Consider the following 24,279-nt stretch of genomic DNA (forward strand, 5'->3'; position numbering starts at 1 on the left):
CTCAGTCGCTCAAGGAAGATCGTGTATGTCGATGGCGGGCGTATGCCGGCGTGCACCCACATTGAAGCAGGTTTTCCTATAGCTCACGCCCACGTCTTTGGGACGGGGCGCTTGCCCTTGGGCGGCTCTGAACATACGCCAGCTTTTAGCGGGAACAAGGGCCGCTTCGAGCGCGAAGTACAAGTTCGCGAGTCGCGCCACCTGCCGTTCGAACGATCTAGCGACGAGCTTTCGCTAACTGACCGGGTCCGGGGGTACGGCAGACCAACGAACTAACCGGGCATGTATGGCGGGTTTCGCAAGTTGCGGTCACTCAGCCCTGAAGTCTCAAGGTCCGTAACCAGCCTATACCCGCGCCTCGATCCAGGACCTCTGTAGCCTCTCCCGCAGGATTAACCACTCACTCCGACACCACCGCCGTGACCTCAATCTCCACCAGCGCCCGGTCTTCCACCAGGTCGGCCACTTGCACCAGCGTCATGGCCGGATAGTTCTTGCCGATCACTTCCTGATAGACCTTGCCCAACTCGCGACCACGGGCCAGGTATTCCTTCTTGTCTTTGACGTACCAGGTCATGCGGGCCATGTGCTGTGGGCCTGCGCCTGCGCACGCCAGCGTGTCGACGATGTTTTGCAGGGCCTGGCGGCACTGGGCCACAAAGTCGTCGGTCTCGAACTGGGCTTGGCCGTTCCAGCCGATCATGCCCGCGACGAACACCATGCGGCCACGCGCTTCGATGCCGTTGGCATAGCCTTTGGCGGGTGCCCAGCCTTCGGGTTGCAAGACGTTGAACATGCTTTCTCCTTGGTTGGGGACAGAGCTAAAGATCTGTCCCGCAAAGTTATTTCTTGACTGAAATTTGACGCAGCTTGAAGCGCTGCAGTTTGCCGGTTTCGGTGCGGGGCAAAGCGTCCAAAAAGATCACTTTGCGCGGGTACTTGAACGGGGCGATGGTTTGCTTGACGTGTTCTTGCAAGGCTTTCTCCATGGCCGCATCGCCCGTGTGGCCGGGCTTGAGCACCACATAGGCCTGCACGATGTGGCCACGGTCTTCGTCGGGCATGCCGACCACGCCGCATTCGGCCACGGCCGGGTGTTGCAGCAAAGCGCCTTCCACCTCGGGGCCTGCGATGTTGTAGCCCGCCGAGATGATCATGTCGTCGTTGCGCGCCTGGTAGCTGAAGTAGCCATCGGCGTCCATGACGAAGGTGTCGCCGGGCAGGTTCCAGCCGTCTTTCACATAGTCTTGCTGGCGCGGGTCGGCCAGGTATTTGCAGCCTGTGGGGCCGCGCACGGCCAGGCGCCCCACGATGCCGGGCGGCACGGGTTGCATGTCGTCGCCCACGATCTGCGCCACATAGCCGGGCACCACTTGGCCGATGCTGCCGGGGCGTACTTGCGCGCCCGCACTCGAGATGTAGATGTGGATCACTTCGGTGCCGCCAATGCCGTCGGTCATCTCGATGCCTGTGGCCTGCTTCCACAGCTGGCGGGTGGCGTCGGGCAAGGCCTCGCCTGCCGAGACAGGGTGCTTGAGGCTCGACAGATCAACGCCTTTGGCCAGCGTCGCCATCTGGCGGTACATGGTGGGCGCGGTGTAGCACTGCGTGGCGCGGTACTTGGCAATGGTCTGCATCAAGGTCTCGGGCGTGTGCTTTTCGAGCAGCACGGTGCTCGCGCCACAACGCAGCGGAAACGCCAAGAGACCACCCAAGCCGAAAGTGAAGGCGATGGGCGGCGTGCCGCACACCACATCGTTCTCGTTCATTTGCAGGATGTGGCGCGGGAACAAGTCGCACATGGCCAGCACATCGCGGTGGAAGTGCATGGTGCCCTTGGGCTTGCCCGTGGTGCCGCTGGTGAACGCGATCAGGCACACGTCGTCGCGGCTGGTGGCGTGCGGCGTGTACGAGCCACTTTGCTGCGCCATGCGCTGCTCCAAGCCATCAGGGGCGTCGCTGCGAAACTGCACCAATTGCTGCAAGCTGGCCATGTGGCTGGCGTGCCCGGGTGTCATGCAGTGCTGCAGTTCATCGGCCAGCAGGCTGTCGCACAGCGCGGCGCTGACCTGCGCTTTGTCGATGATCTGCGCCAACTCGCCCGCACGCAGCAGCGGCATGGTGGGCACCGCCACCAGGCCCGCCTTGAGCGCGCCCAGCAAACAAGCGGCCATCATGGGGCTGTTGCCACCGCGCAGCAAAATGCGGTTGCCGGGCACGAGGCCCATGTCTTGCGTCAGCACCTGGGCGATGCGGTTGCTCTTGTCTTGCAACTGCGCATACGTCCAACTGAAGTCGCCACCGCCCTTGTTGAAGTCGCTCACGCCATGCAGCGCGATGCGATCGCCTCGGCCTTCGCTCACATGCCGGTCCACCAATTCCACCGCGCAGTTAATCAGGTCCGGGTATTTCAGCTCGGGCCGGTCAGCCATGAAAACGGGCAGCTGGTCTTTGGGCGGCAGCCGGTCGCGGGCAAAGGTGTCGGTGTGGCTGCTGGGCAGCAGTTGGTTCCAGTCGCTCATGTCAAGCTTTCAACATGTCTTTGCCGATGATCAGCTGCTGCACTTCGGTGGCGCCTTCGTAAATCCGAAGCGCTCGGATCTCGCGGTACAGCGACTCGACCATCACGCCTTTTTTGACGCCCATGCCGCCGTGCATCTGCACCGCCATGTCGATGATCTGCTGGGCGTTTTCGGTGGCGGTCATCTTGGCCATGGCCGCTTCGCGGGTGATGCGCCCGCCTTGGTCGCGCAGCCATGCAGCGCGGTAGGTCAAGAGCGTGGCGGCATCGAGCATCGTCGCCATCTGGGCGATCTTGGTCTGGGTGATCTGGAAGTCGCCCAAGGTTTGGCCAAACATCTTGCGCGAACGCGCCCAAGCAATGGACTCGTGCAACGCACGTCGCCCAAAACCCAAAGCGGCCGCCGCGACCGAGGTGCGGAACACATCGAGCGTGGCCATGGCGACTTTGAAGCCTTGGCCTGCTTCGCCAATGCGCTGGTTGGCAGCGACCTTGCAGTTGTCAAACTTGAGCGTGGCCAACGGGTGCGGCGCGACCACGTCGATGCGCTCTTCAATCGACAGACCGGGCGTATCCGCATCGACAATGAAAGCCGTGATGCCGCGTGCGCCGGGCGCTTCGCCTGTGCGGGCGAACACCACATAAAAGTCGGCGATGCCGCCATTGCTGATCCAGGTCTTGCGGCCGTTCAGCACATAGCCGTCTGCCGTGGCCGTGGCGCTGCACTGCATGGCGGCCACGTCTGAGCCCGCATCGGGTTCGCTCAAGGCAAAGGCGCTCAAGGCCTGACCCGACGCCACACGCGGCAGGTAGCGCTGTTTTTGATCGGCTGTGCCCATGAGGCTGATGGCGCCTGTGCCCAAGCCCTGCATGGCAAACGCGAAGTCAGACAAGCCGTTGTGAAAGGCCAGTGTTTCGCGCAGCAGGCACAGCTGGCGGGTGTCGATCACGTCCGATGCTGCGCCATAGGCTGTGCCGGACACTGCATGCTTGAGCCAACCGCCACTGCCCAGCAGGCGCACCAGACGGATGCATTCGGCGTCCACCGCGTCGCGGCTTTCGTCGTGGTGCGCGTGGGCAAGGTGCTCTTGGCACCAAGCGTCCAGGCGCACTTTGAAGTCGCGGTGGCTGTTGTCAAAGAAAGGCCAGTCGAGTTCTGGCGGGTGATTGGTTGGGTGGTCTGACATGGCTCAGTCCCCTTCAAAAACGGGCGTTTGCTTGGCCACAAAGGCGTGGTACGCCCGGTGGAAGTCGTTGGTGGCCATGCAAATGGCTTGGGCCTGGGCTTCGGCCTCGATGGCTTCGTCCACGCCCATGTTCCATTCTTGTTGCAGCATTTTTTTGGTGATGCCGTTGGCAAAGGTGGGGCCTGCCACCAGCTGGGCGGCGATAGCCTGCGCATCGGCCAGCACGGTGCCTGCCTCACACACGCGGTTGTAAAACCCCCAGCGCTCAGCCTCCAGCGCGCCCAGGCCGCGCCCGGTGAACAGCAACTCGCTCGCACGGCCTTGGCCAATGATGCGCGGCAAAAGCGCACACGCGCCCATGTCGCATCCGGCCAAGCCGACCTTGTTGAACAGGAAATAAGTCTTGCTGCGCTCGGTGCCGTAGCGCAGGTCAGACGCCATGGCCAGGATGGCGCCTGCACCCGCGCACACGCCGTCGATCGCCGCGATGATGGGTTGTGGGCAGGCGCGCATGGCCTTGACCAAGTCGCCCGTCATGCGGGTGAAGGCCAAGAGGCCGGGCATGTCGAGTTGGGTGAGCGGCCCGATGATTTCGTGCACATCGCCACCCGAGCAGAAGTTGCCGCCCTCACCCGTGATGACCACGGCGTGGATGTCGGGTGCGTAGGGCAAGGCCCGGAAAAAGTCACGAAGCTCAGCGTACGAGTCAAACGACAGCGGGTTCTTGCGCTCGGGGCGGTTCAGGCTCACCGTGGCTACACCGTCTTTGACGGACAGCAGGAAGTGTTCTGGCTGGTAGCCCGCCATGGGCTGGTTGTGGCGGGGCAGCTGGTGGGGCTGGCCGAGCAGGTAGCGTTGGCTCATGTCTTCTCCTCTTGTTTTGTGGGGGTGCCGGACTTCAATGTGCCCAGCAATTGATGCAGTTGTGTTTGTTCGCGCTCAGCCAGCGGCGACAGCAGCTCGACGACCCAGCCCTCATGCGCTTGGGCCATGGCGGCAAATGCTTTGCAGCCAGCCTCGGTCAGGCTGACGGTGAAGGAGCGGCGGTCTGTAGCTTGCATTTGCCGCTGCACCAGTTGTTCTTTTTCCAGCTGGTCCACGATGCTGGTGACGTTGCCACCCGTGACCATCATGCGACGCGACAACTCGCTCATCGACAAGCCTTGCGGCTCGCGCTCGAGCTGCGCCATCAGGTCAAAGCGCGGCAGCGTGATGTCAAACTGCTCGCGCAGGCGCTGGCGGATCGTGTCTTCGATGCGGGTGGTGGCCGAGAGCAGTCGCAACCACAAGCGCAGCGAAGCGTGGTGATCGGCGTGCGCGCGCACTTCCATATCCGTGTCTTGTCGTGCGCTCATGACACCAGCTCCCCACCATCGATGGCAATCGATTGACCGTTGATCGCATCGCTGCCCGCTGCGCACAACCACAACACGCTTTGCGCCACTTCGTGCGGCTGCACCAGACGCTGCTGCGGGTTGCTGGCGGCCAAGGCTTGGCGCGCTTCGGCTTCGCTCTTACCCGTTTTGCTCACGATTTTTTGCACCGCTTCGCGCACGATGTCGGTCTCGGTGTAACCGGGGCAAATCGCGTTCACGGTCACGCCTTTGCGGGCCAATTCGAGGGCCAGCGCTTTGGTCAGGCCCACCACGCCGTGCTTGGCAGCGACATAGGCGCTCACATAGGCATAGCCTTTGAGGCCTGCTGTGCTGGCGATGTTGACGATGCGCCCGGGCGTGCCCGCCTTCGCCGCTTCGAGCATGCCGGGCAGCACGGCTTGGATGCAGTGGTAAGTGCCCGTCAGGTTGACGTTCAGCATCTGTTGCCACAGCGCGGCATCGGTCTTGGCAAAAGGTGCGCTGTGCGCCTGGCCCGCGTTGTTGACCAAGATGTTCACCGGGCCAAAACGGGCCTGCGCCTGCTGCACCGCCGCTTGCACGGCGTGTTCATCGGCCACATCCATGGGCGCAATCAGCACCGCCACATCGGGCACTTGCGCACGCAGCGCCTCGGCTTGTGCCTGCAGCTTGTCTTGTGATCGGCCACAGAGCGTTAGGCGGCAACCCGCTTGCGCGAGCTGCAATGCGATGGCCGCGCCAATGCCTGCGCCCGCGCCTGTGATGAGGGCATGGCGGTTGCTCAGCATGCGTTGCACCCTGTAGGAGCGGCGCCCTCGCTGCGATGGGAAATTATTGGAGCCACCTCGCCTTGATTGGTTTCTGTGGGAGCGGCGCCCTCGCCGCGATGGACGCCCATTCGCGACGAGGGCGTCGCTCCCACAAATTCAAATTGCAAGGAAGTTGAAGTCCCCCCAAGAGCATTCAACATCTCAATCCCCCTTAGTCACAGCCTGCTGGGCACGCTCGCGGGCAAAACCGGCTTCGAGCTGCGGCTTGCCCGAAACGTAAGCACGCGGCCAAGCGATGTCTTTGAAGCCAATGCGTGCTGCTTCTGTCAAGGTCCAAGCCGGGTTGGCCAAGTGCGGGCGAGCCACGGCGCACAGGTCGGCGCGGCCTGCGGCCAGGATGCTGTTGACGTGGTCGGCCTCAGATATGGCACCCACCGCGATGGTGGCGATGCCGGCCTCTTGACGGATGCGGTCGGCAAACGGGGTTTGGTACATGCGGCCGTAAGTGGGCTTTTGCTGTGCACTGACCTGGCCTGACGAGCAGTCGATCATGTCGGCGCCTGCGGCCTTGAAGGCACGGGCGATCTCAACCGCATCGGTGGGTGTGATGCCACCCTCAACCCAGTCGTGCGCCGAGATGCGCACCGACATCGGCAAATCTTTTGGCCAGACGGCGCGCACAGCGGCAAACACTTCGAGCGGGTAACGCAAACGGTTTTCGAGCGAGCCGCCGTATTCGTCGGTGCGCTGATTGGTGAGTGGGCTGATGAAGCTTGACAGTAGATAGCCGTGGGCGCAATGCAATTCCAGCCAGTCAAACCGGGCTTGGGCAGCGCGTTGGGTGCAGGCCACAAAGTCGGCCGTGACGCGGGCCATGTCGTCGCGGGTCATGGCTCGGGGCACATCGCCATGGGGAAAATAGGGCATGGGCGACGCGGCGATCAGCGGCCAGTTGCCTTCTGCGTCATCAGCGGGCACAGGCTGGTCCATCCCCGCGCCTTGCCAAGGGCGGCAGGTCGAGCCTTTGGGCCCGGCGTGGCCGATCTGCAGGCCGATCTTGGCGTCAGATTTGGCATGTAGCCAGTCCACTATTCTTGCAAAGTCGGTGGTCTGCTGGTCATTCCACAAACCCGGGCAGCCGTGCGTGATGCGGCCGTCGGCGCTGGGCGCGGTCATCTCGACCATCACCAGCCCGGCGCCGCCCACGGCGCGTGCGCCCAGGTGCACCAGGTGGTCGTCGCCCACGCGACCGTCCACCGCCATGTACTGCGCCATCGGTGACACCACCACACGGTTCTTGAGCGTGACCGAGCGCTGGGTGTACGGCGTGAACATGGGCGGGCGAATGCCCGGCGTGGCCGTGCGCCCTGCAAACCAGGCCTCGTAGCCTTCCAGCCAAGCTTTGTCACGCAGGCGCAAATTCTCGTGGCTGATGCGCTGGCTGCGGGTGAGCATGGAGTACATGAATTGCTCAGGTTCGAGCTGGTCACAGTAGCGCTCGCCACACACCTCGAACCATTCCATCGCGTTCCAGGCGGCGTTTTGCAGACGGATCACGTCGATCTCGCGCACTGCTTGGTAATGTTTGAGTACCTCAGGAATGCGGTCTGCGGTGTCGCCCAGCGCCTTGAACTGACGCACCAACTCAATGGCGTCTTCGAGCGCGAGCTTGGTGCCCGAGCCGATGGCAAAGTGCGCGGTGTGCACCGCGTCGCCCATCAGCACCACATGGCTGTTGCCGTTGAAGTGTGACCAGTTGGCGCACTTGACACGCTGGAAGTTGAGCCACGCCGAACCACGCAGATGGCGGGCGTTGGTCATCAGCTTTTCACCTTGCAGATTTTTGGCAAAGAGTTTTTCACAGAAGGCGATCGACGCGTCTTGGTCAGCTTTGTCCAGGCCGTGCGCTAACCAGACGTGCTCAGGGCATTCGACAATGAAGGTGGAGGTCTGGTTATCGAATTTGTAGACGTGCGCCTGGAACCAACCGTGCTCGGTCTTCTCGAACAAAAAGGTGAAGGCGTCGTATTGGCGGTTGGTGCCCAGCCAGATGAAGCGGTTGGGACGGGTGACGATGTCGGGTTTGAATATTTCTGGTGTACGGCTGCGCACACGCGAGTTGACGCCATCGCTGGCAATGATGAGATCGGCATCAGGAAAGTCCAAATCCGAGTTCACGTCCTGCTCGAACATGAGTTTGACGCCGACTTGTTCGCATCGGTCTTGCAAAATGTTGAGTAATTTTTTACGGCCAATTCCCACAAAGCCGTGACCGCCCGAGCGGATCACTTCGTTCTTGAAGTGCAACTCGATGTCATCCCAGTGGTTGAAGGCCTGCTCCACTTCGACTGCAGTCTCGATGTCCCACTGTCGCATGTTCTCCAGCGTCTGATCTGAAAACACCACGCCCCAGCCAAAGGTGTCGTAAGGCTTGTTACGCTCCACCACGGTGATGTCGTGGTGTGGGCCAAGCTTTTTCATCAGCAACGCAAAGTACAAACCCGAAGGACCACCACCAATACACACAATTTTCATGTTCGTTCTCTTTGCTATAGACCGCAAAGGCCATTGATTAAAACCTATATATTTCAAACCTCAAGTATTAAGGCAAATGAAGAATCGGTCAATCAGGGAGTAACCCGTAGAAAGCGAAAGAAAAAAAGGGAATGTGCGGTTGAAGAAATGCTTTGCACAAAGCAAAACGCCCCACCGAACGGTGGGGCGTTTTGGGCTGTTAGAAGCCTGACGATGTCCTACTTTCACACGGGAATCCGCACTATCATCGGCGCTAAGTCGTTTCACGGTCCTGTTCGAGATGGGAAGGAGTGGTACCAACTTGCTATGGTCATCAGGCATAACTTGTTGTCATCTTGACCAAGTCAAGACAACGAATTCATAGAGTTTCGAATCAGATTTTGGCTTTTCAGCCCAGCCTTTCAGCCTTTTTTGAATGCGTCAACTTGGCATAACTTCCCTGACCAATGCACACCTTGCGGCGTGTGGTCAAAGTTATAGGGTCAAGCCGCACGAGCAATTAGTATCAGTTAGCTTAACGCATTACTGCGCTTCCACACCTGACCTATCAACGTCCTGGTCTTGAACGACTCTTTAGGGGGCTCAAGGCCCCGGCAGATCTCATCTTGAAACGAGTTTCCCGCTTAGATGCTTTCAGCGGTTATCTCTTCCACACTTAGCTACTCGGCAATGCCACTGGCGTGACAACCGATACACCAGAGGTGTGTCCACTCCGGTCCTCTCGTACTAGGAGCAGGCTTCCTCAAATCTGCAGCGCCCACGGAAGATAGGGACCAAACTGTCTCACGACGTTTTAAACCCAGCTCACGTACCTCTTTAAATGGCGAACAGCCATACCCTTGGGACCGGCTACAGCCCCAGGATGAGATGAGCCGACATCGAGGTGCCAAACACCGCCGTCGATATGAACTCTTGGGCGGTATCAGCCTGTTATCCCCAGAGTACCTTTTATCCGTTGAGCGATGGCCCTTCCATACAGAACCACCGGATCACTATGTCCTACTTTCGTATCTGCTCGACTTGTCAGTCTCGCAGTTAAGCACGCTTATGCCATTGCACTATTATCACGATGTCCGACCGTAACTAGCGTACCTTCGAACTCCTCCGTTACGCTTTGGGAGGAGACCGCCCCAGTCAAACTGCCTACCATGCACTGTCCCCGATCCAGATAATGGACCTAGGTTAGAACCTCAAACACACCAGGGTGGTATTTCAACGTCGGCTCCACCGAGACTAGCGTCCCGGCTTCAAAGCCTCCCACCTATCCTACACAGATCTGTTCAAAGTCCAATACAAAGCTACAGTAAAGGTTCATGGGGTCTTTCCGTCTTTCCGCGGGGAGATTGCATCATCACAAACATTTCAACTTCGCTGAGTCTCAGGAGGAGACAGTGTGGCCATCGTTACGCCATTCGTGCAGGTCGGAACTTACCCGACAAGGAATTTCGCTACCTTAGGACCGTTATAGTTACGGCCGCCGTTTACTGGGACTTCAATCAAGAGCTTGCACCCCATCATTTAATCTTCCAGCACCGGGCAGGCGTCACACCCTATACGTCCACTTTCGTGTTTGCAGAGTGCTGTGTTTTTATTAAACAGTCGCAGCCACCGATTTTTTGCAACCCCGTTCGGCTCCCTTTGTTCAAGTTCACCTAATAGGGGCATACCTTCTCCCGAAGTTACGGTATCAATTTGCCGAGTTCCTTCTCCTGAGTTCTCTCAAGCGCCTTAGAATACTCATCTCGCGCACCAGTGTCGGTTTGCGGTACGGTCAATTACAAGCTGAAGCTTAGTGGCTTTTCCTGGAAGCAGGGTATCACTCACTTCGTGTGCAAGCACACTCGTTATCACCCCTCATCTAAGCCCGGCGGATTTGCCTACCAGGCACGACTACAGGCTTGAACCAACATATCCAACAGTTGGCTGAGCTAACCTTCTCCGTCCCCACATCGCACTTGTAATCGGTACAGGAATATTGACCTGTTTCCCATCAGCTACGCATCTCTGCCTCGCCTTAGGGGCCGACTCACTCTACGCCGATGAACGTTGCGTAGAAAACCTTGCGCTTACGGCGAGGGGGCTTTTCACCCCCTTTAACGCTACTCATGTCAGCATTCGCACTTCTGATACCTCCAGCAGGGTTTACACCACCACCTTCACAGGCCTACAGAACGCTCTCCTACCACTTGCAATAAATTGCAAATCCGCAGCTTCGGTAACTGGCTTAGCCCCGTTACATCTTCCGCGCAGGACGACTCGATCAGTGAGCTATTACGCTTTCTTTAAATGATGGCTGCTTCTAAGCCAACATCCTGACTGTTTTAGCCTTCCCACTTCGTTTCCCACTTAGCCAATTTTAGGGACCTTAGCTGGCGGTCTGGGTTGTTTCCCTCTTGAGTCCGGACGTTAGCACCCGGTGCTCTGTCTCCCAAGCTGTACTCATCGGTATTCGGAGTTTGCCTTGGTTTGGTAAGTCGCCATGACCCCCTAGCCAAAACAGTGCTCTACCCCCGATGGTAATACTTGAGGCACTACCTAAATAGTTTTCGGAGAGAACCAGCTATTTCCAAGTTTGTTTAGCCTTTCACCCCTATCCACAGGTCATCCGCTAATTTTGCAACATTAGTCGGTTCGGACCTCCAGTACCTGTTACGGCACCTTCATCCTGCCCATGGATAGATCACTTGGTTTCGGGTCTACACCCAGCGACTGATCGCCCTATTCGGACTCGATTTCTCTACGGCTTCCCTATTCGGTTAACCTTGCCACTGAATGTAAGTCGCTGACCCATTATACAAAAGGTACGCAGTCACCCCTTTCGAGGCTCCTACTTTTTGTAAGCATGCGGTTTCAGGATCTATTTCACTCCCCTCCCGGGGTTCTTTTCGCCTTTCCCTCACGGTACTTGTTCACTATCGGTCAATGATGAGTATTTAGCCTTGGAGGATGGTCCCCCCATATTCAGACAGGATTTCTCGTGTCCCGCCCTACTTGTCGTTAGCTCAGTACCACACATTTGTTTTCGCATACGGGACTATCACCCACTATGGTCGGCCTTTCCATGCCGCTTTGCTAACAATTGTGCTATCACTAACAGGCTCTTCCGATTTCGCTCGCCACTACTTTCGGAATCTCGGTTGATGTCTTTTCCTCGAGCTACTGAGATGTTTCAGTTCACCCGGTTCGCCTCGCATGACTATGTATTCATCATGCGATACCCCTAAGGGTGGGTTTCCCCATTCAGAAATCTCCGGATCAAAGCTTATTTGCCAGCTCCCCGAAGCTTATCGCAGGCTTTCACGTCTTTCGTCGCCTATCATTGCCAAGGCATCCACCACATGCTCTTATTCACTTGACCCTATAACTTTGAACTCTCTTGCGAGACCTCATCGTTATTTTCAAGGAATGTCTGTCAGGTCTTTCACCTGACGCGTTATGCCGTAAATGAATAATTCCTCAACACAGGATGTTTCCATCCAATATCAAAAGAACAATTCGTCTTTACTTGAATTTCAAACGTCGTTTGAATATTCGTTTTGACGCAATCAAAAATTGTCACCAGGGGCACGGTCCGCACTAAACCTTTACGAATGTGCGGTTTCCCCTGGCAACTCTGATTCGACTCTATGAATTTTTAAAGAACAGCCGTGTGTCTTGCGACACTTGTCAATCGATCAATATCAATCAACACAAAAGCAGCCTTTACAAACTTCTTGCAAAGCAACTTTTGTTTTGAATGAATAACCATCAGAATCTTTTAAGACCCATGAACATTCGATAAGTGATGGTGGAGGATGACGGGATCGAACCGACGACCCCCTGCTTGCAAAGCAGGTGCTCTCCCAGCTGAGCTAATCCCCCGTTGTCTTACCCTTGGCACCTTTCAGCACCTGTCTTCAGAAGGATTGGTGGGTCTGGTTGGTCTCGAACCAACGACCCCTGCGTTATCAACACAGTGCTCTAACCAACTGAGCTACAGACCCAAGCCGGTCACCAATGACTCGAGGCTTGCGCCACAGTCGTCAGCGACAACCTTCCAACAACCGATAAGTGTGAGCGTTCAATTTAGATTGCAGTTTCCAGAAAGGAGGTGATCCAGCCGCACCTTCCGATACGGCTACCTTGTTACGACTTCACCCCAGTCACGAACCCCGCCGTGGTAATCGCCCTCCTTACGGTTAGGCTAACTACTTCTGGCGAGACCCGCTCCCATGGTGTGACGGGCGGTGTGTACAAGACCCGGGAACGTATTCACCGTGACATTCTGATCCACGATTACTAGCGATTCCGACTTCACGCAGTCGAGTTGCAGACTGCGATCCGGACTACGACTGGTTTTATGGGATTAGCTCCCCCTCGCGGGTTGGCAACCCTTTGTACCAGCCATTGTATGACGTGTGTAGCCCCACCTATAAGGGCCATGAGGACTTGACGTCATCCCCACCTTCCTCCGGTTTGTCACCGGCAGTCTCATTAGAGTGCCCAACTGAATGTAGCAACTAATGACAAGGGTTGCGCTCGTTGCGGGACTTAACCCAACATCTCACGACACGAGCTGACGACAGCCATGCAGCACCTGTGTTACGGCTCTCTTTCGAGCACGAAGCTATCTCTAGCGACTTCCGTACATGTCAAAGGTGGGTAAGGTTTTTCGCGTTGCATCGAATTAAACCACATCATCCACCGCTTGTGCGGGTCCCCGTCAATTCCTTTGAGTTTCAACCTTGCGGCCGTACTCCCCAGGCGGTCAACTTCACGCGTTAGCTTCGTTACTGAGTCAGTGAAGACCCAACAACCAGTTGACATCGTTTAGGGCGTGGACTACCAGGGTATCTAATCCTGTTTGCTCCCCACGCTTTCGTGCATGAGCGTCAGTACAGGTCCAGGGGATTGCCTTCGCCATCGGTGTTCCTCCGCATATCTACGCATTTCACTGCTACACGCGGAATTCCATCCCCCTCTACCGTACTCTAGCTATGCAGTCACAAAGGCAGTTCCCAGGTTGAGCCCGGGGATTTCACCTCTGTCTTACATAACCGCCTGCGCACGCTTTACGCCCAGTAATTCCGATTAACGCTTGCACCCTACGTATTACCGCGGCTGCTGGCACGTAGTTAGCCGGTGCTTATTCTTACGGTACCGTCATGAGCTCCTAGTATTAATAGAAACCTTTTCGTTCCGTACAAAAGCAGTTTACAACCCGAGGGCCTTCATCCTGCACGCGGAATGGCTGGATCAGACTTTCGTCCATTGTCCAAAATTCCCCACTGCTGCCTCCCGTAGGAGTCTGGACCGTGTCTCAGTTCCAGTGTGGCTGGTCGTCCTCTCAGACCAGCTACAGATCGTTGGCTTGGTGAGCCTTTACCCCACCAACTACCTAATCTGATATCGGCCGCTCCAATCGCGCGAGGCTCTTGCGAGTCCCCCGCTTTCATCCTTAGATCGTATGCGGTATTAGCGTAACTTTCGCTACGTTATCCCCCACGACTGGGCACGTTCCGATATATTACTCACCCGTTCGCCACTCTCGAGGGGTTGCCCCCTCTACCGTTCGACTTGCATGTGTAAAGCATTCCGCCAGCGTTCAATCTGAGCCAGGATCAAACTCTATAGTTCGATCTTGATTTTTTTCGCTCTCGACCTTAACAGTCTCAAGCAACTCATAAATTGGAATCGACGTGGTCACCATCTCTGATTTCCACATCTTTTTTACTTCATGAGCGTTTGTTAGCTAATTAAAGCTAAGTTCCGAAGAACTTGGCAATCACCATCAAACGCCCACGCTTATCGGCTGTATATTTTTAAAGAACCCAGGCAACTTTCATCACCTTGTTTTGCTTCGCCGCGATCAGCGAAGCCTTGAATTATAACACGCTTTTTGGCGTTTTGTTTAGAAGACGCTTCATCTTCTAAACAAAACGCCCCACCGAACGGTGGGGCGTTTTGGGCTGTTAGAAGCCTGACGATGTCCTACTTTCACACGGGAATCCGCACTATCATCGGCGCTAAGTCGTTTCACGGTCCTGTTCGAGATGGGAAGGAGTGGTACCAACTTGCTATGGTCATCAGGCATAACTTGTTGTCATCTTGACCAAGTCAAGACAACGAATTCATAGAGTTTCGAATCAGATTTTGGCTTTTCAGCCCAGCCTTTCAGCCTTTTTTGAATGCGTCAACTTGGCATAACTTCCCTGACCAATGCACACCTTGCGGCGTGTGGTCAAAGTTATAGGGTCAAGCCGCACGAGCAATTAGTATCAGTTAGCTTAACGCATTACTGCGCTTCCACACCTGACCTATCAACGTCCTGGTCTTGAACGACTCTTTAGGGGGCTCAAGGCCCCGGCAGATCTCATCTTGAAACGAGTTTCCCGCTTAGATGCTTTCAGCGGTTATCTCTTCCACACTTAGCTACTCGGCAATGCCACTGGCGTGACAACCGATACACCAGAGGTGTGTCCACTCCGGTCCTCTCGTACTAGGAGCAGGCTTCCTCAAATCTGCAGCGCCCACGGAAGATAGGGACCAAACTGTCTCACGACGTTTTAAACCCAGCTCACGTACCTCTTTAAATGGCGAACAGCCATACCCTTGGGACCGGCTACAGCCCCAGGATGAGATGAGCCGACATCGAGGTGCCAAACACCGCCGTCGATATGAACTCTTGGGCGGTATCAGCCTGTTATCCCCAGAGTACCTTTTATCCGTTGAGCGATGGCCCTTCCATACAGAACCACCGGATCACTATGTCCTACTTTCGTATCTGCTCGACTTGTCAGTCTCGCAGTTAAGCACGCTTATGCCATTGCACTATTATCACGATGTCCGACCGTAACTAGCGTACCTTCGAACTCCTCCGTTACGCTTTGGGAGGAGACCGCCCCAGTCAAACTGCCTACCATGCACTGTCCCCGATCCAGATAATGGACCTAGGTTAGAACCTCAAACACACCAGGGTGGTATTTCAACGTCGGCTCCACCGAGACTAGCGTCCCGGCTTCAAAGCCTCCCACCTATCCTACACAGATCTGTTCAAAGTCCAATACAAAGCTACAGTAAAGGTTCATGGGGTCTTTCCGTCTTTCCGCGGGGAGATTGCATCATCACAAACATTTCAACTTCGCTGAGTCTCAGGAGGAGACAGTGTGGCCATCGTTACGCCATTCGTGCAGGTCGGAACTTACCCGACAAGGAATTTCGCTACCTTAGGACCGTTATAGTTACGGCCGCCGTTTACTGGGACTTCAATCAAGAGCTTGCACCCCATCATTTAATCTTCCAGCACCGGGCAGGCGTCACACCCTATACGTCCACTTTCGTGTTTGCAGAGTGCTGTGTTTTTATTAAACAGTCGCAGCCACCGATTTTTTGCAACCCCGTTCGGCTCCCTTTGTTCAAGTTCACCTAATAGGGGCATACCTTCTCCCGAAGTTACGGTATCAATTTGCCGAGTTCCTTCTCCTGAGTTCTCTCAAGCGCCTTAGAATACTCATCTCGCGCACCAGTGTCGGTTTGCGGTACGGTCAATTACAAGCTGAAGCTTAGTGGCTTTTCCTGGAAGCAGGGTATCACTCACTTCGTGTGCAAGCACACTCGTTATCACCCCTCATCTAAGCCCGGCGGATTTGCCTACCAGGCACGACTACAGGCTTGAACCAACATATCCAACAGTTGGCTGAGCTAACCTTCTCCGTCCCCACATCGCACTTGTAATCGGTACAGGAATATTGACCTGTTTCCCATCAGCTACGCATCTCTGCCTCGCCTTAGGGGCCGACTCACTCTACGCCGATGAACGTTGCGTAGAAAACCTTGCGCTTACGGCGAGGGGGCTTTTCACCCCCTTTAACGCTACTCATGTCAGCATTCGCACTTCTGATACCTCCAGCAGGGTTTACACCACCACCTTCACAGGCCTACAGAACGCTCTCCTACCACTTGCAATAAATTGCAAATCCGCAGCTTCGGTAACTGGCTTAGCCCCGTTACATCTTCCGCGCAGGACGACTCGATCAGTGAGCTATTACGCTTTCTTTAAATGATGGCTGCTTCTAAGCCAACATCCTGACTGTTTTAGCCTTCCCACTTCGTTTCCCACTTAGCCAATTTTAGGGACCTTAGCTGGCGGTCTGGGTTGTTTCCCTCTTGAGTCCGGACGTTAGCACCCGGTGCTCTGTCTCCCAAGCTGTACTCATCGGTATTCGGAGTTTGCCTTGGTTTGGTAAGTCGCCATGACCCCCTAGCCAAAACAGTGCTCTACCCCCGATGGTAATACTTGAGGCACTACCTAAATAGTTTTCGGAGAGAACCAGCTATTTCCAAGTTTGTTTAGCCTTTCACCCCTATCCACAGGTCATCCGCTAATTTTGCAACATTAGTCGGTTCGGACCTCCAGTACCTGTTACGGCACCTTCATCCTGCCCATGGATAGATCACTTGGTTTCGGGTCTACACCCAGCGACTGATCGCCCTATTCGGACTCGATTTCTCTACGGCTTCCCTATTCGGTTAACCTTGCCACTGAATGTAAGTCGCTGACCCATTATACAAAAGGTACGCAGTCACCCCTTTCGAGGCTCCTACTTTTTGTAAGCATGCGGTTTCAGGATCTATTTCACTCCCCTCCCGGGGTTCTTTTCGCCTTTCCCTCACGGTACTTGTTCACTATCGGTCAATGATGAGTATTTAGCCTTGGAGGATGGTCCCCCCATATTCAGACAGGATTTCTCGTGTCCCGCCCTACTTGTCGTTAGCTCAGTACCACACATTTGTTTTCGCATACGGGACTATCACCCACTATGGTCGGCCTTTCCATGCCGCTTTGCTAACAATTGTGCTATCACTAACAGGCTCTTCCGATTTCGCTCGCCACTACTTTCGGAATCTCGGTTGATGTCTTTTCCTCGAGCTACTGAGATGTTTCAGTTCACCCGGTTCGCCTCGCATGACTATGTATTCATCATGCGATACCCCTAAGGGTGGGTTTCCCCATTCAGAAATCTCCGGATCAAAGCTTATTTGCCAGCTCCCCGAAGCTTATCGCAGGCTTTCACGTCTTTCGTCGCCTATCATTGCCAAGGCATCCACCACATGCTCTTATTCACTTGACCCTATAACTTTGAACTCTCTTGCGAGACCTCATCGTTATTTTCAAGGAATGTCTGTCAGGTCTTTCACCTGACGCGTTATGCCGTAAATGAATAATTCCTCAACACAGGATGTTTCCATCCAATATCAAAAGAACAATTCGTCTTTACTTGAATTTCAAACGTCGTTTGAATATTCGTTTTGACGCAATCAAAAATTGTCACCAGGGGCACGGTCCGCACTAAACCTTTACGAATGTGCGGTTTCCCCTGGCAACTCTGATTCGACTCTATGAATTTTTAAAGAACAGCCGTGTGTCTTGCGACACTTGTCAATCGATCAATATCAATCAACACAAAAGCAGCCTTTACAAACTTCTTGCAAAGCAACTTTTGTTTTGAATGAATAACCATCAGAATCTTTTAAGACCCATGAACATTCGATAAGTGATGGTGGAGGATGACGGGATCGAACCGACGACCCCCTGCTTGCAAAGCAGGTGCTCTCCCAGCTGAGCTAATCCCCCGTTGTCTTACCCTTGGCACCTTTCAGCACCTGTCTTCAGAAGGATTGGTGGGTCTGGTTGGTCTCGAACCAACGACCCCTGCGTTATCAACACAGTGCTCTAACCAACTGAGCTACAGACCCAAGCCGGTCACCAATGACTCGAGGCTTGCGCCACAGTCGTCAGCGACAACCTTCCAACAACCGATAAGTGTGAGCGTTCAATTTAGATTGCAGTTTCCAGAAAGGAGGTGATCCAGCCGCACCTTCCGATACGGCTACCTTGTTACGACTTCACCCCAGTCACGAACCCCGCCGTGGTAATCGCCCTCCTTACGGTTAGGCTAACTACTTCTGGCGAGACCCGCTCCCATGGTGTGACGGGCGGTGTGTACAAGACCCGGGAACGTATTCACCGTGACATTCTGATCCACGATTACTAGCGATTCCGACTTCACGCAGTCGAGTTGCAGACTGCGATCCGGACTACGACTGGTTTTATGGGATTAGCTCCCCCTCGCGGGTTGGCAACCCTTTGTACCAGCCATTGTATGACGTGTGTAGCCCCACCTATAAGGGCCATGAGGACTTGACGTCATCCCCACCTTCCTCCGGTTTGTCACCGGCAGTCTCATTAGAGTGCCCAACTGAATGTAGCAACTAATGACAAGGGTTGCGCTCGTTGCGGGACTTAACCCAACATCTCACGACACGAGCTGACGACAGCCATGCAGCACCTGTGTTACGGCTCTCTTTCGAGCACGAAGCTATCTCTAGCGACTTCCGTACATGTCAAAGGTGGGTAAGGTTTTTCGCGTTGCATCGAATTAAACCACATCATCCACCGCTTGTGCGGGTCCCCGTCAATTCCTTTGAGTTTCAACCTTGCGGCCGTACTCCCCAGGCGGTCAACTTCACGCGTTAGCTTCGTTACTGAGTCAGTGAAGACCCAACAACCAGTTGACATCGTTTAGGGCGTGGACTACCAGGGTATCTAATCCTGTTTGCTCCCCACGCTTTCGTGCATGAGCGTCAGTACAGGTCCAGGGGATTGCCTTCGCCATCGGTGTTCCTCCGCATATCTACGCATTTCACTGCTACACGCGGAATTCCATCCCCCTCTACCGTACTCTAGCTATGCAGTCACAAAGGCAGTTCCCAGGTTGAGCCCGGGGATTTCACCTCTGTCTTACATAACCGCCTGCGCACGCTTTACGCCCAGTAATTCCGATTAACGCTTGCACCCTACGTATTACCGCGGCTGCTGGCACGTAGTTAGCCGGTGCTTATTCTTACGGTACCGTCATGAGCTCCTAGTATTAATAGAAACCTTTTCGTTCCGTACAAAAGCAGTTTACAACCCGAGGGCCTTCATCCTGCACGCGGAATGGCTGGATCAGACTTTCGTCCATTGTCCAAAATTCCCCACTGCTGCCTCCCGTAGGAGTCTGGACCGTGTCTCAGTTCCAGTGTGGCTGGTCGTCCTCTCAGACCAGCTACAGATCGTTGGCTTGGTGAGCCTTTACCCCACCAACTACCTAATCTGATATCGGCCGCTCCAATCGCGCGAGGCTCTTGCGAGTCCCCCGCTTTCATCCTTAGATCGTATGCGGTATTAGCGTAACTTTCGCTACGTTATCCCCCACGACTGGGCACGTTCCGATATATTACTCACCCGTTCGCCACTCTCGAGGGGTTGCCCCCTCTACCGTTCGACTTGCATGTGTAAAGCATTCCGCCAGCGTTCAATCTGAGCCAGGATCAAACTCTATAGTTCGATCTTGATTTTTTTCGCTCTCGACCTTAACAGTCTCAAGCAACTCATAAATTGGAATCGACGTGGTCACCATCTCTGATTTCCACATCTTTTTTACTTCATGAGCGTTTGTTAGCTAATTAAAGCTAAGTTCCGAAGAACTTGGCAATCACCATCAAACGCCCACGCTTATCGGCTGTATATTTTTAAAGAACCCAGGCAACTTTCATCACCTTGTTTTGCTTCGCCGCGATCAGCGAAGCCTTGTATTATGACACAGTTTTTAAGCCTGCGTCAAGTTTTTGAAAATTTCTTAGCTTACTAAGATCACTTCATCAACCTCTTCGCCTTCATTGTTTGGCTTCTTTCGAAAACCTCACTTGTGTACAGCGAAGCCCTCTATTATGGCACGACTTTTTGGACCTCGGCAAGTTTTTTGAAGTCTTTGTGGAAGTTTCATGCTCCCCCGCCCGGATAATGGGCCCATGGCTTTACTCACACTCTTAAACGCTTCTCTGGCTTTTGGCCATGTCGCACTCCTCGATCACGCCGACTTCTCACTAGAGACGTCCGAGCGCATCGGCTTGATTGGTCGCAATGGCACAGGCAAATCGTCCTTGCTGAAGATTTTGGCAGGCATGGAGCGTCCGGACGACGGCACGCTGCACCTGCAACAGGGCGTTCGCATTGCCTATGTGGCACAAGAACCGCTCTTGATCCCCGAGCACACGATTTTTGAGTCCGTGCGCGAAGGCTTGGCCGAAGTGGTGCAGTGGATCGACGATTACACGCACAGCCGGGGGGACCTGGACACTTTGCAAAGCCAAATCGAATCCCGCGATGGCTGGGGCTGGGAACAACGCCTGGACGAAACCCTGCAACGCCTGCAACTGGACCCGAATGCGGTGGTGCAGTCGCTGTCTGGCGGTATGCGCAAGCGTGTGGCCCTGGCGCAAGCCTTGGTGACCCGTCCTGACGTGCTCTTATTAGATGAGCCAACCAACCACCTGGACCTGAACGCCATCACATGGCTGGAAGACCTGTTGATCGACTTCAAGGGCAGCGTGATCGCCATCACGCACGACCGGGCGTTTCTGGACCGCATTGCAACCCGCATTGTGGAGCTGGACCGAGGCAAGCTGCGCCCTTACCCTGGCAACTTCGCGCAATACCAAATACAGAAGGAAGAGCAACTCGCACAGGAAGCTGTGATTCAAGCCAAGGCCGACAAACTGCTGGCCCAAGAAGAGATCTGGATTCGCAAAGGCGTGGAAGCACGCCGCACCCGCAGCCAAAGCCGCATCACGCGACTGCAAAACCTGCGAGGCGAGCGTGCTGCTCGCCGCGAAAAAGTGGGCAACGTCAAAATGGAAGTGGCTTCGGGCGTGCCAAGCGGCAAACTGGTGGCCGAGTTGACCGATGTCAGCAAGAGCTTCACCCAACCCGACGGCTCGGTGCGCACAGTGATTCAGAAGTTCACCGGCACCCTGCTGCGTGGCGACAAGATTGGCCTGTTGGGCCCCAACGGTGCAGGCAAAACCACCTTGCTCAAACTGATTCTGGGCGAACTCGAAGCCGACAGTGGTGAAGTGCGCCGCGGCACCAAGCTCGAAGTGGCCTACTTTGACCAGATGCGCGATGCGCTGGACCTGGACGCCACACTGGAAGACTTCATCAGCCCCGGCAGCGAATGGATCGAGATCGGCAACAAACGCCAGCACGTCAAGAGCTACCTGGGCGACTTTTTATTCTCGCCTGCTCGTGGCACATCGCCCGTGCGCTCGCTATCTGGTGGCGAGCGCAACCGCCTGCTGTTGGCGCGCCTGTTTGCACGCCCGGCCAACGTGCTGGTGCTGGACGAACCCACCAACGACCTGGACATCGAAACCCTGGAACTGCTCGAAGAGCTGCTGCAAACCTACGAAGGCACCGTTTTCTTGGTAAGCCACGACCGTGCCTTCATGGACAACGTGGTCACTGGCATCATCGCCTGCGAAAGCGCCCCGGACCAGCCAGGTTTCTGGCGCGAATACGAAGGCTCGGTGCAAGACTGGTTGGTCCAGTCCAAACGCGCTCAGGCCATTCGGGCGCAAACCGCGCAGCGCAGCGCCAACACGCCGCAGGCCGCAGCCCCCACAAGCCCCGTCGCGGCAACCGCAACACCAGCAGCCGCCACACCGGCTCGCAGCAAGCTCAGCTACAAAGAGCAACGCGAACTGGCCGAGCTGCCCGGCAAGATTGAGGCCCTGGAAAAAGAACAAGCCCTCACGCGTGCGCAATTGGCCGATGGCAGCGTTTACCAACGCGACCCCGGGTTGGCGCAACAACTGTTCAGGCGCGACACCGAGATCGACGATCTGCTGTTGACCGCCATGGAGCGCTGGGAAATCCTCTCCAACCGCTGAAATTCGGCGTTATAACAAGTCAGCACGCGTCTTGGCCAAGGCGCGCCAGAACTTGTCGTCTTGCGTGCTCGCGAAGTTCACCCGCATGAACGAACCGGGCCTGCGGTCGGCATGGAACAAGGAGCCGGGTGCCAGCAGGTAACCGGCATCGTGCATGCGCAAAGCCAGCAGATCGGTGTCCACACCCACATCCACCCAGCCAAACAGACCCTGGGGCGGCGCCACGAACTGGCAGTCGTGCGCCAGCGCAAGCTTCACACTGCGGCTGCGGGCGGCGTCCAGCAGCTGCGACAAGCGCTCGGTGTGCCGCCGAATGGCACCTTGCTCCAGGCACAACGCCAACGCCTTCTCAAACAGCACCGGGGTGGTGAGCGTGGACAGAAGCTTGGTGTCCAAGAACGCATCCTTCAAGTCGGCTGGAGCGGCCATGTAGCCCACGCGCCAGCTGGGCGCGAGGATCTTGGCGTAACCGCTGACGTAAATGGTTTTTTGCAGGCCATCGAGCACCGACAAGCGCACCGCATGCGCAGGGGCCATGTGCCCGTAGGTGTCGTCTTCGACCACATGGAAGTTGTAGCGGTGCGCCAGGTTCACCAGCTGGTGCGCAACGGGCAAGGACAGGCCGTAGCCCGTGGGGTTGTGCAAGACCGACACGCTGACCATCATCTTGGGCGCATGCAACTGCGCATAGCGCTCGACCACCTCCAAATCGGGGCCCGTCTCCAAACGCGGCACGGGCAGGATGCGCACACCCAAGTTTTGCAGCCGTGCAAATTCAATGGCCCAGCCGGGTTCTTCGACCATCACGCAATCACCGGGGCGCAGCAAGGTGCGGCTGATGATGTCGAGCGCATGGGTCGCCCCCACGGTCGTGATCAGTTGCACCGGCATCGCATGCAAACCCAAACTCGCCAGTTTGGGCGACAAGACTTCACGCAAACCCGTGTCCCCCTGCGGCTCGCCATAGCGCAAAGAAGACTCGCGCAAAGCCGGGCTGGCCACCACTTTGCGCAAGGCTGCCGACAAAAAGTCGGCATCCAGCCAATCCGGCGGAAACACGCCCATGCCCGGCTGCGGCTCGGCGCTGGGTTGGTGGAACATGCCCCGAATCAGGCTGGACGCATTCACAGGCGGCGGGCTGGGCACCTCGCCGCCAGCGGCAAGCGATGCGGGCGGCGTGCGTTGCACCCGGTCGCGCACAAAAAAGCCCCGGTTGGGGCGCGCCTCGACCCAGCCCTGCGCCACCAGCCAGTCATAAGCAGCCACCACGGTGGAAGCACTCACGCCATGCATTTGCGCGCATTGCCGCACCGAAGGCAAACGCGCCCCCGAGACCAACAACTGATCCCGCATGCGCGTCACAAAGCGCTGCGCAAGCTGTTCGGTCAGTGGCTGGCTGGATTCACGGCTGAGCAAGGACATGGTGAGCCTTTAGACAAAAAGTGTGCAGTCAGACTGAGCAATACAGTTTTCAAAATGATCTCGCAAACTGTACCGATACTGTACTCATTTCAGCACTACATTCAAAGGCATGACCTCTTCCGAACTCAGCGCCCTGCTGGTGCTCGCCACCGTGAGCAGCTTCACCCCCGGGCCGAACACCACGCTGTCCACCGCCATGGCCGCCAACCACGGCTTGCGCCATGCCCTGCGCTTTGTGTGTGCCGTGCCGGTGGGTTGGGGCATTTTGTTCAGCTTGTGCGCTACAGGTTTGGGCAGTCTGGTGGTGGCCTGGCCACCGTTGCGCTGGGGCATCGTGGTGCTGGGCAACACCTATTTGCTGTGGTTGGCCTCTCGCCTGTGGGGCAGCGGCAGCTTGCAGCAGGCCGACAGCGCCAAGCTGCAAGTGGGATTTTTGCAGGGCGTGGGCTTGCAGTTTCTCAACATCAAGGCCTGGATGCTGGCCTTGGCCATCGTGGCGGGTTGGGTGGCAGGGCGGGATGACGCCACCGAGCGCACGCTGCTGTTACTGCCCATCATGGTGACCTATGGATTCGTGAGCAACTTGACCTACGCGGTGGCGGGCTCGATGCTGCGGCACTGGCTGGCGCACGGCCGCCGCTTGCTGGTGTTCAACCGCTGCATGGCCGTGGCGCTGATGGCCACCGTGGTGTGGATGTTGAACGGCTTGCGCACCACTGGCGCATGAAGGCACACGC

At 56.2% G+C, this 24,279-nt stretch carries 10 protein-coding genes, 4 tRNA genes and 6 rRNA genes; 2 read left to right on the top strand and 18 right to left on the bottom strand.

Annotated features, from left to right (window positions below; translation table 11 throughout):
- Window positions 1–400 precede the first annotated feature (400 nt).
- The 17 genes from B9Z47_RS15720 to B9Z47_RS15800 form a co-directional block, all read right to left on the bottom strand.
- Window positions 401–796 (bottom strand): RidA family protein, encoded by a 396-nt coding sequence (locus tag B9Z47_RS15720; protein ID WP_108332170.1) that lies wholly within the window; start codon window positions 794–796, stop codon window positions 401–403.
- 46 nt (window positions 797–842) lie between these two features.
- The gene (locus B9Z47_RS15725; RefSeq protein ID WP_108332171.1) at window positions 843–2,522 is read right to left on the bottom strand and encodes an AMP-binding protein; all 1,680 of its coding nucleotides are present in this window, start codon (window positions 2,520–2,522) and stop codon (window positions 843–845) included.
- Between the two features lies 1 nt (window position 2,523).
- Complete coding sequence (locus tag B9Z47_RS15730; protein ID WP_108332172.1) at window positions 2,524–3,708, bottom strand: acyl-CoA dehydrogenase family protein; 1,185 nt, start codon at window positions 3,706–3,708, stop codon at window positions 2,524–2,526.
- A gap of 3 nt (window positions 3,709–3,711) precedes the next feature.
- Complete coding sequence (locus tag B9Z47_RS15735) at window positions 3,712–4,572, bottom strand: enoyl-CoA hydratase family protein (protein ID WP_108332173.1); 861 nt, start codon at window positions 4,570–4,572, stop codon at window positions 3,712–3,714.
- Window positions 4,569–5,063: a MarR family winged helix-turn-helix transcriptional regulator gene (locus tag B9Z47_RS15740; RefSeq protein WP_108332174.1), complete on the bottom strand. Its 495-nt coding sequence runs from the start codon at window positions 5,061–5,063 to the stop codon at window positions 4,569–4,571. The genes B9Z47_RS15735 and B9Z47_RS15740 overlap by 4 nt, the downstream gene beginning before the upstream one ends.
- Window positions 5,060–5,851: an SDR family NAD(P)-dependent oxidoreductase gene (locus tag B9Z47_RS15745; RefSeq protein ID WP_108332197.1), complete on the bottom strand. Its 792-nt coding sequence runs from the start codon at window positions 5,849–5,851 to the stop codon at window positions 5,060–5,062. The genes B9Z47_RS15740 and B9Z47_RS15745 overlap by 4 nt, the downstream gene beginning before the upstream one ends.
- 183 nt (window positions 5,852–6,034) lie before the next feature.
- Window positions 6,035–8,368 (bottom strand): bifunctional salicylyl-CoA 5-hydroxylase/oxidoreductase, encoded by a 2,334-nt coding sequence (locus tag B9Z47_RS15750; protein ID WP_108332175.1) that lies wholly within the window; start codon window positions 8,366–8,368, stop codon window positions 6,035–6,037.
- A 205-nt stretch (window positions 8,369–8,573) separates the two neighbouring features.
- Window positions 8,574–8,686, bottom strand: a 5S ribosomal RNA gene (rrf, locus tag B9Z47_RS15755).
- 160 nt (window positions 8,687–8,846) lie between these two features.
- A 23S ribosomal RNA gene (locus tag B9Z47_RS15760) occupies window positions 8,847–11,726 on the bottom strand.
- A gap of 427 nt (window positions 11,727–12,153) precedes the next feature.
- Window positions 12,154–12,229: transfer RNA gene (locus tag B9Z47_RS15765), tRNA-Ala, on the bottom strand.
- A gap of 45 nt (window positions 12,230–12,274) precedes the next feature.
- Window positions 12,275–12,351, bottom strand: a tRNA-Ile gene (locus B9Z47_RS15770).
- 100 nt (window positions 12,352–12,451) lie between these two features.
- Window positions 12,452–13,984: ribosomal RNA gene (locus B9Z47_RS15775) — 16S ribosomal RNA — on the bottom strand.
- Window positions 13,985–14,325: 341 nt separating this feature from the next.
- Window positions 14,326–14,438 (bottom strand): 5S ribosomal RNA (rrf, locus tag B9Z47_RS15780).
- A 160-nt stretch (window positions 14,439–14,598) separates the two neighbouring features.
- Window positions 14,599–17,478 (bottom strand): 23S ribosomal RNA (locus tag B9Z47_RS15785).
- Between the two features lie 427 nt (window positions 17,479–17,905).
- A tRNA-Ala gene (locus B9Z47_RS15790) sits at window positions 17,906–17,981 on the bottom strand.
- A gap of 45 nt (window positions 17,982–18,026) precedes the next feature.
- Window positions 18,027–18,103: transfer RNA gene (locus B9Z47_RS15795), tRNA-Ile, on the bottom strand.
- A gap of 100 nt (window positions 18,104–18,203) precedes the next feature.
- Window positions 18,204–19,736 (bottom strand): 16S ribosomal RNA (locus tag B9Z47_RS15800).
- The 16S, 23S and 5S rRNA genes sit together here with 4 tRNA genes alongside, the layout of an rRNA operon.
- 464 nt (window positions 19,737–20,200) lie before the next feature.
- Between B9Z47_RS15800 and B9Z47_RS15805 the strand changes: the two genes are divergently transcribed.
- On the top strand, window positions 20,201–22,120 hold the full coding sequence (locus B9Z47_RS15805) for an ATP-binding cassette domain-containing protein (RefSeq protein WP_108332176.1): 1,920 nt from the start codon (window positions 20,201–20,203) through the stop codon (window positions 22,118–22,120).
- Between the two features lie 9 nt (window positions 22,121–22,129).
- Here the strand turns inward: B9Z47_RS15805 and B9Z47_RS15810 are convergent, their stop codons facing one another.
- Window positions 22,130–23,536: a PLP-dependent aminotransferase family protein gene (locus B9Z47_RS15810; protein WP_199226444.1), complete on the bottom strand. Its 1,407-nt coding sequence runs from the start codon at window positions 23,534–23,536 to the stop codon at window positions 22,130–22,132.
- A 115-nt stretch (window positions 23,537–23,651) separates the two neighbouring features.
- On the opposite strand from B9Z47_RS15810, the gene B9Z47_RS15815 reads away from it, so the two are divergent.
- Entirely contained in the window at window positions 23,652–24,269 is a 618-nt protein-coding gene (locus tag B9Z47_RS15815; protein WP_108332178.1) for a LysE family translocator, read from the top strand.
- Window positions 24,270–24,279 lie beyond the last annotated feature (10 nt).

The sequence above is a fragment of the Limnohabitans sp. 2KL-1 genome, assembly GCF_003063435.1.
Lineage (GTDB): Bacteria > Pseudomonadota > Gammaproteobacteria > Burkholderiales > Burkholderiaceae_C > Limnohabitans_A.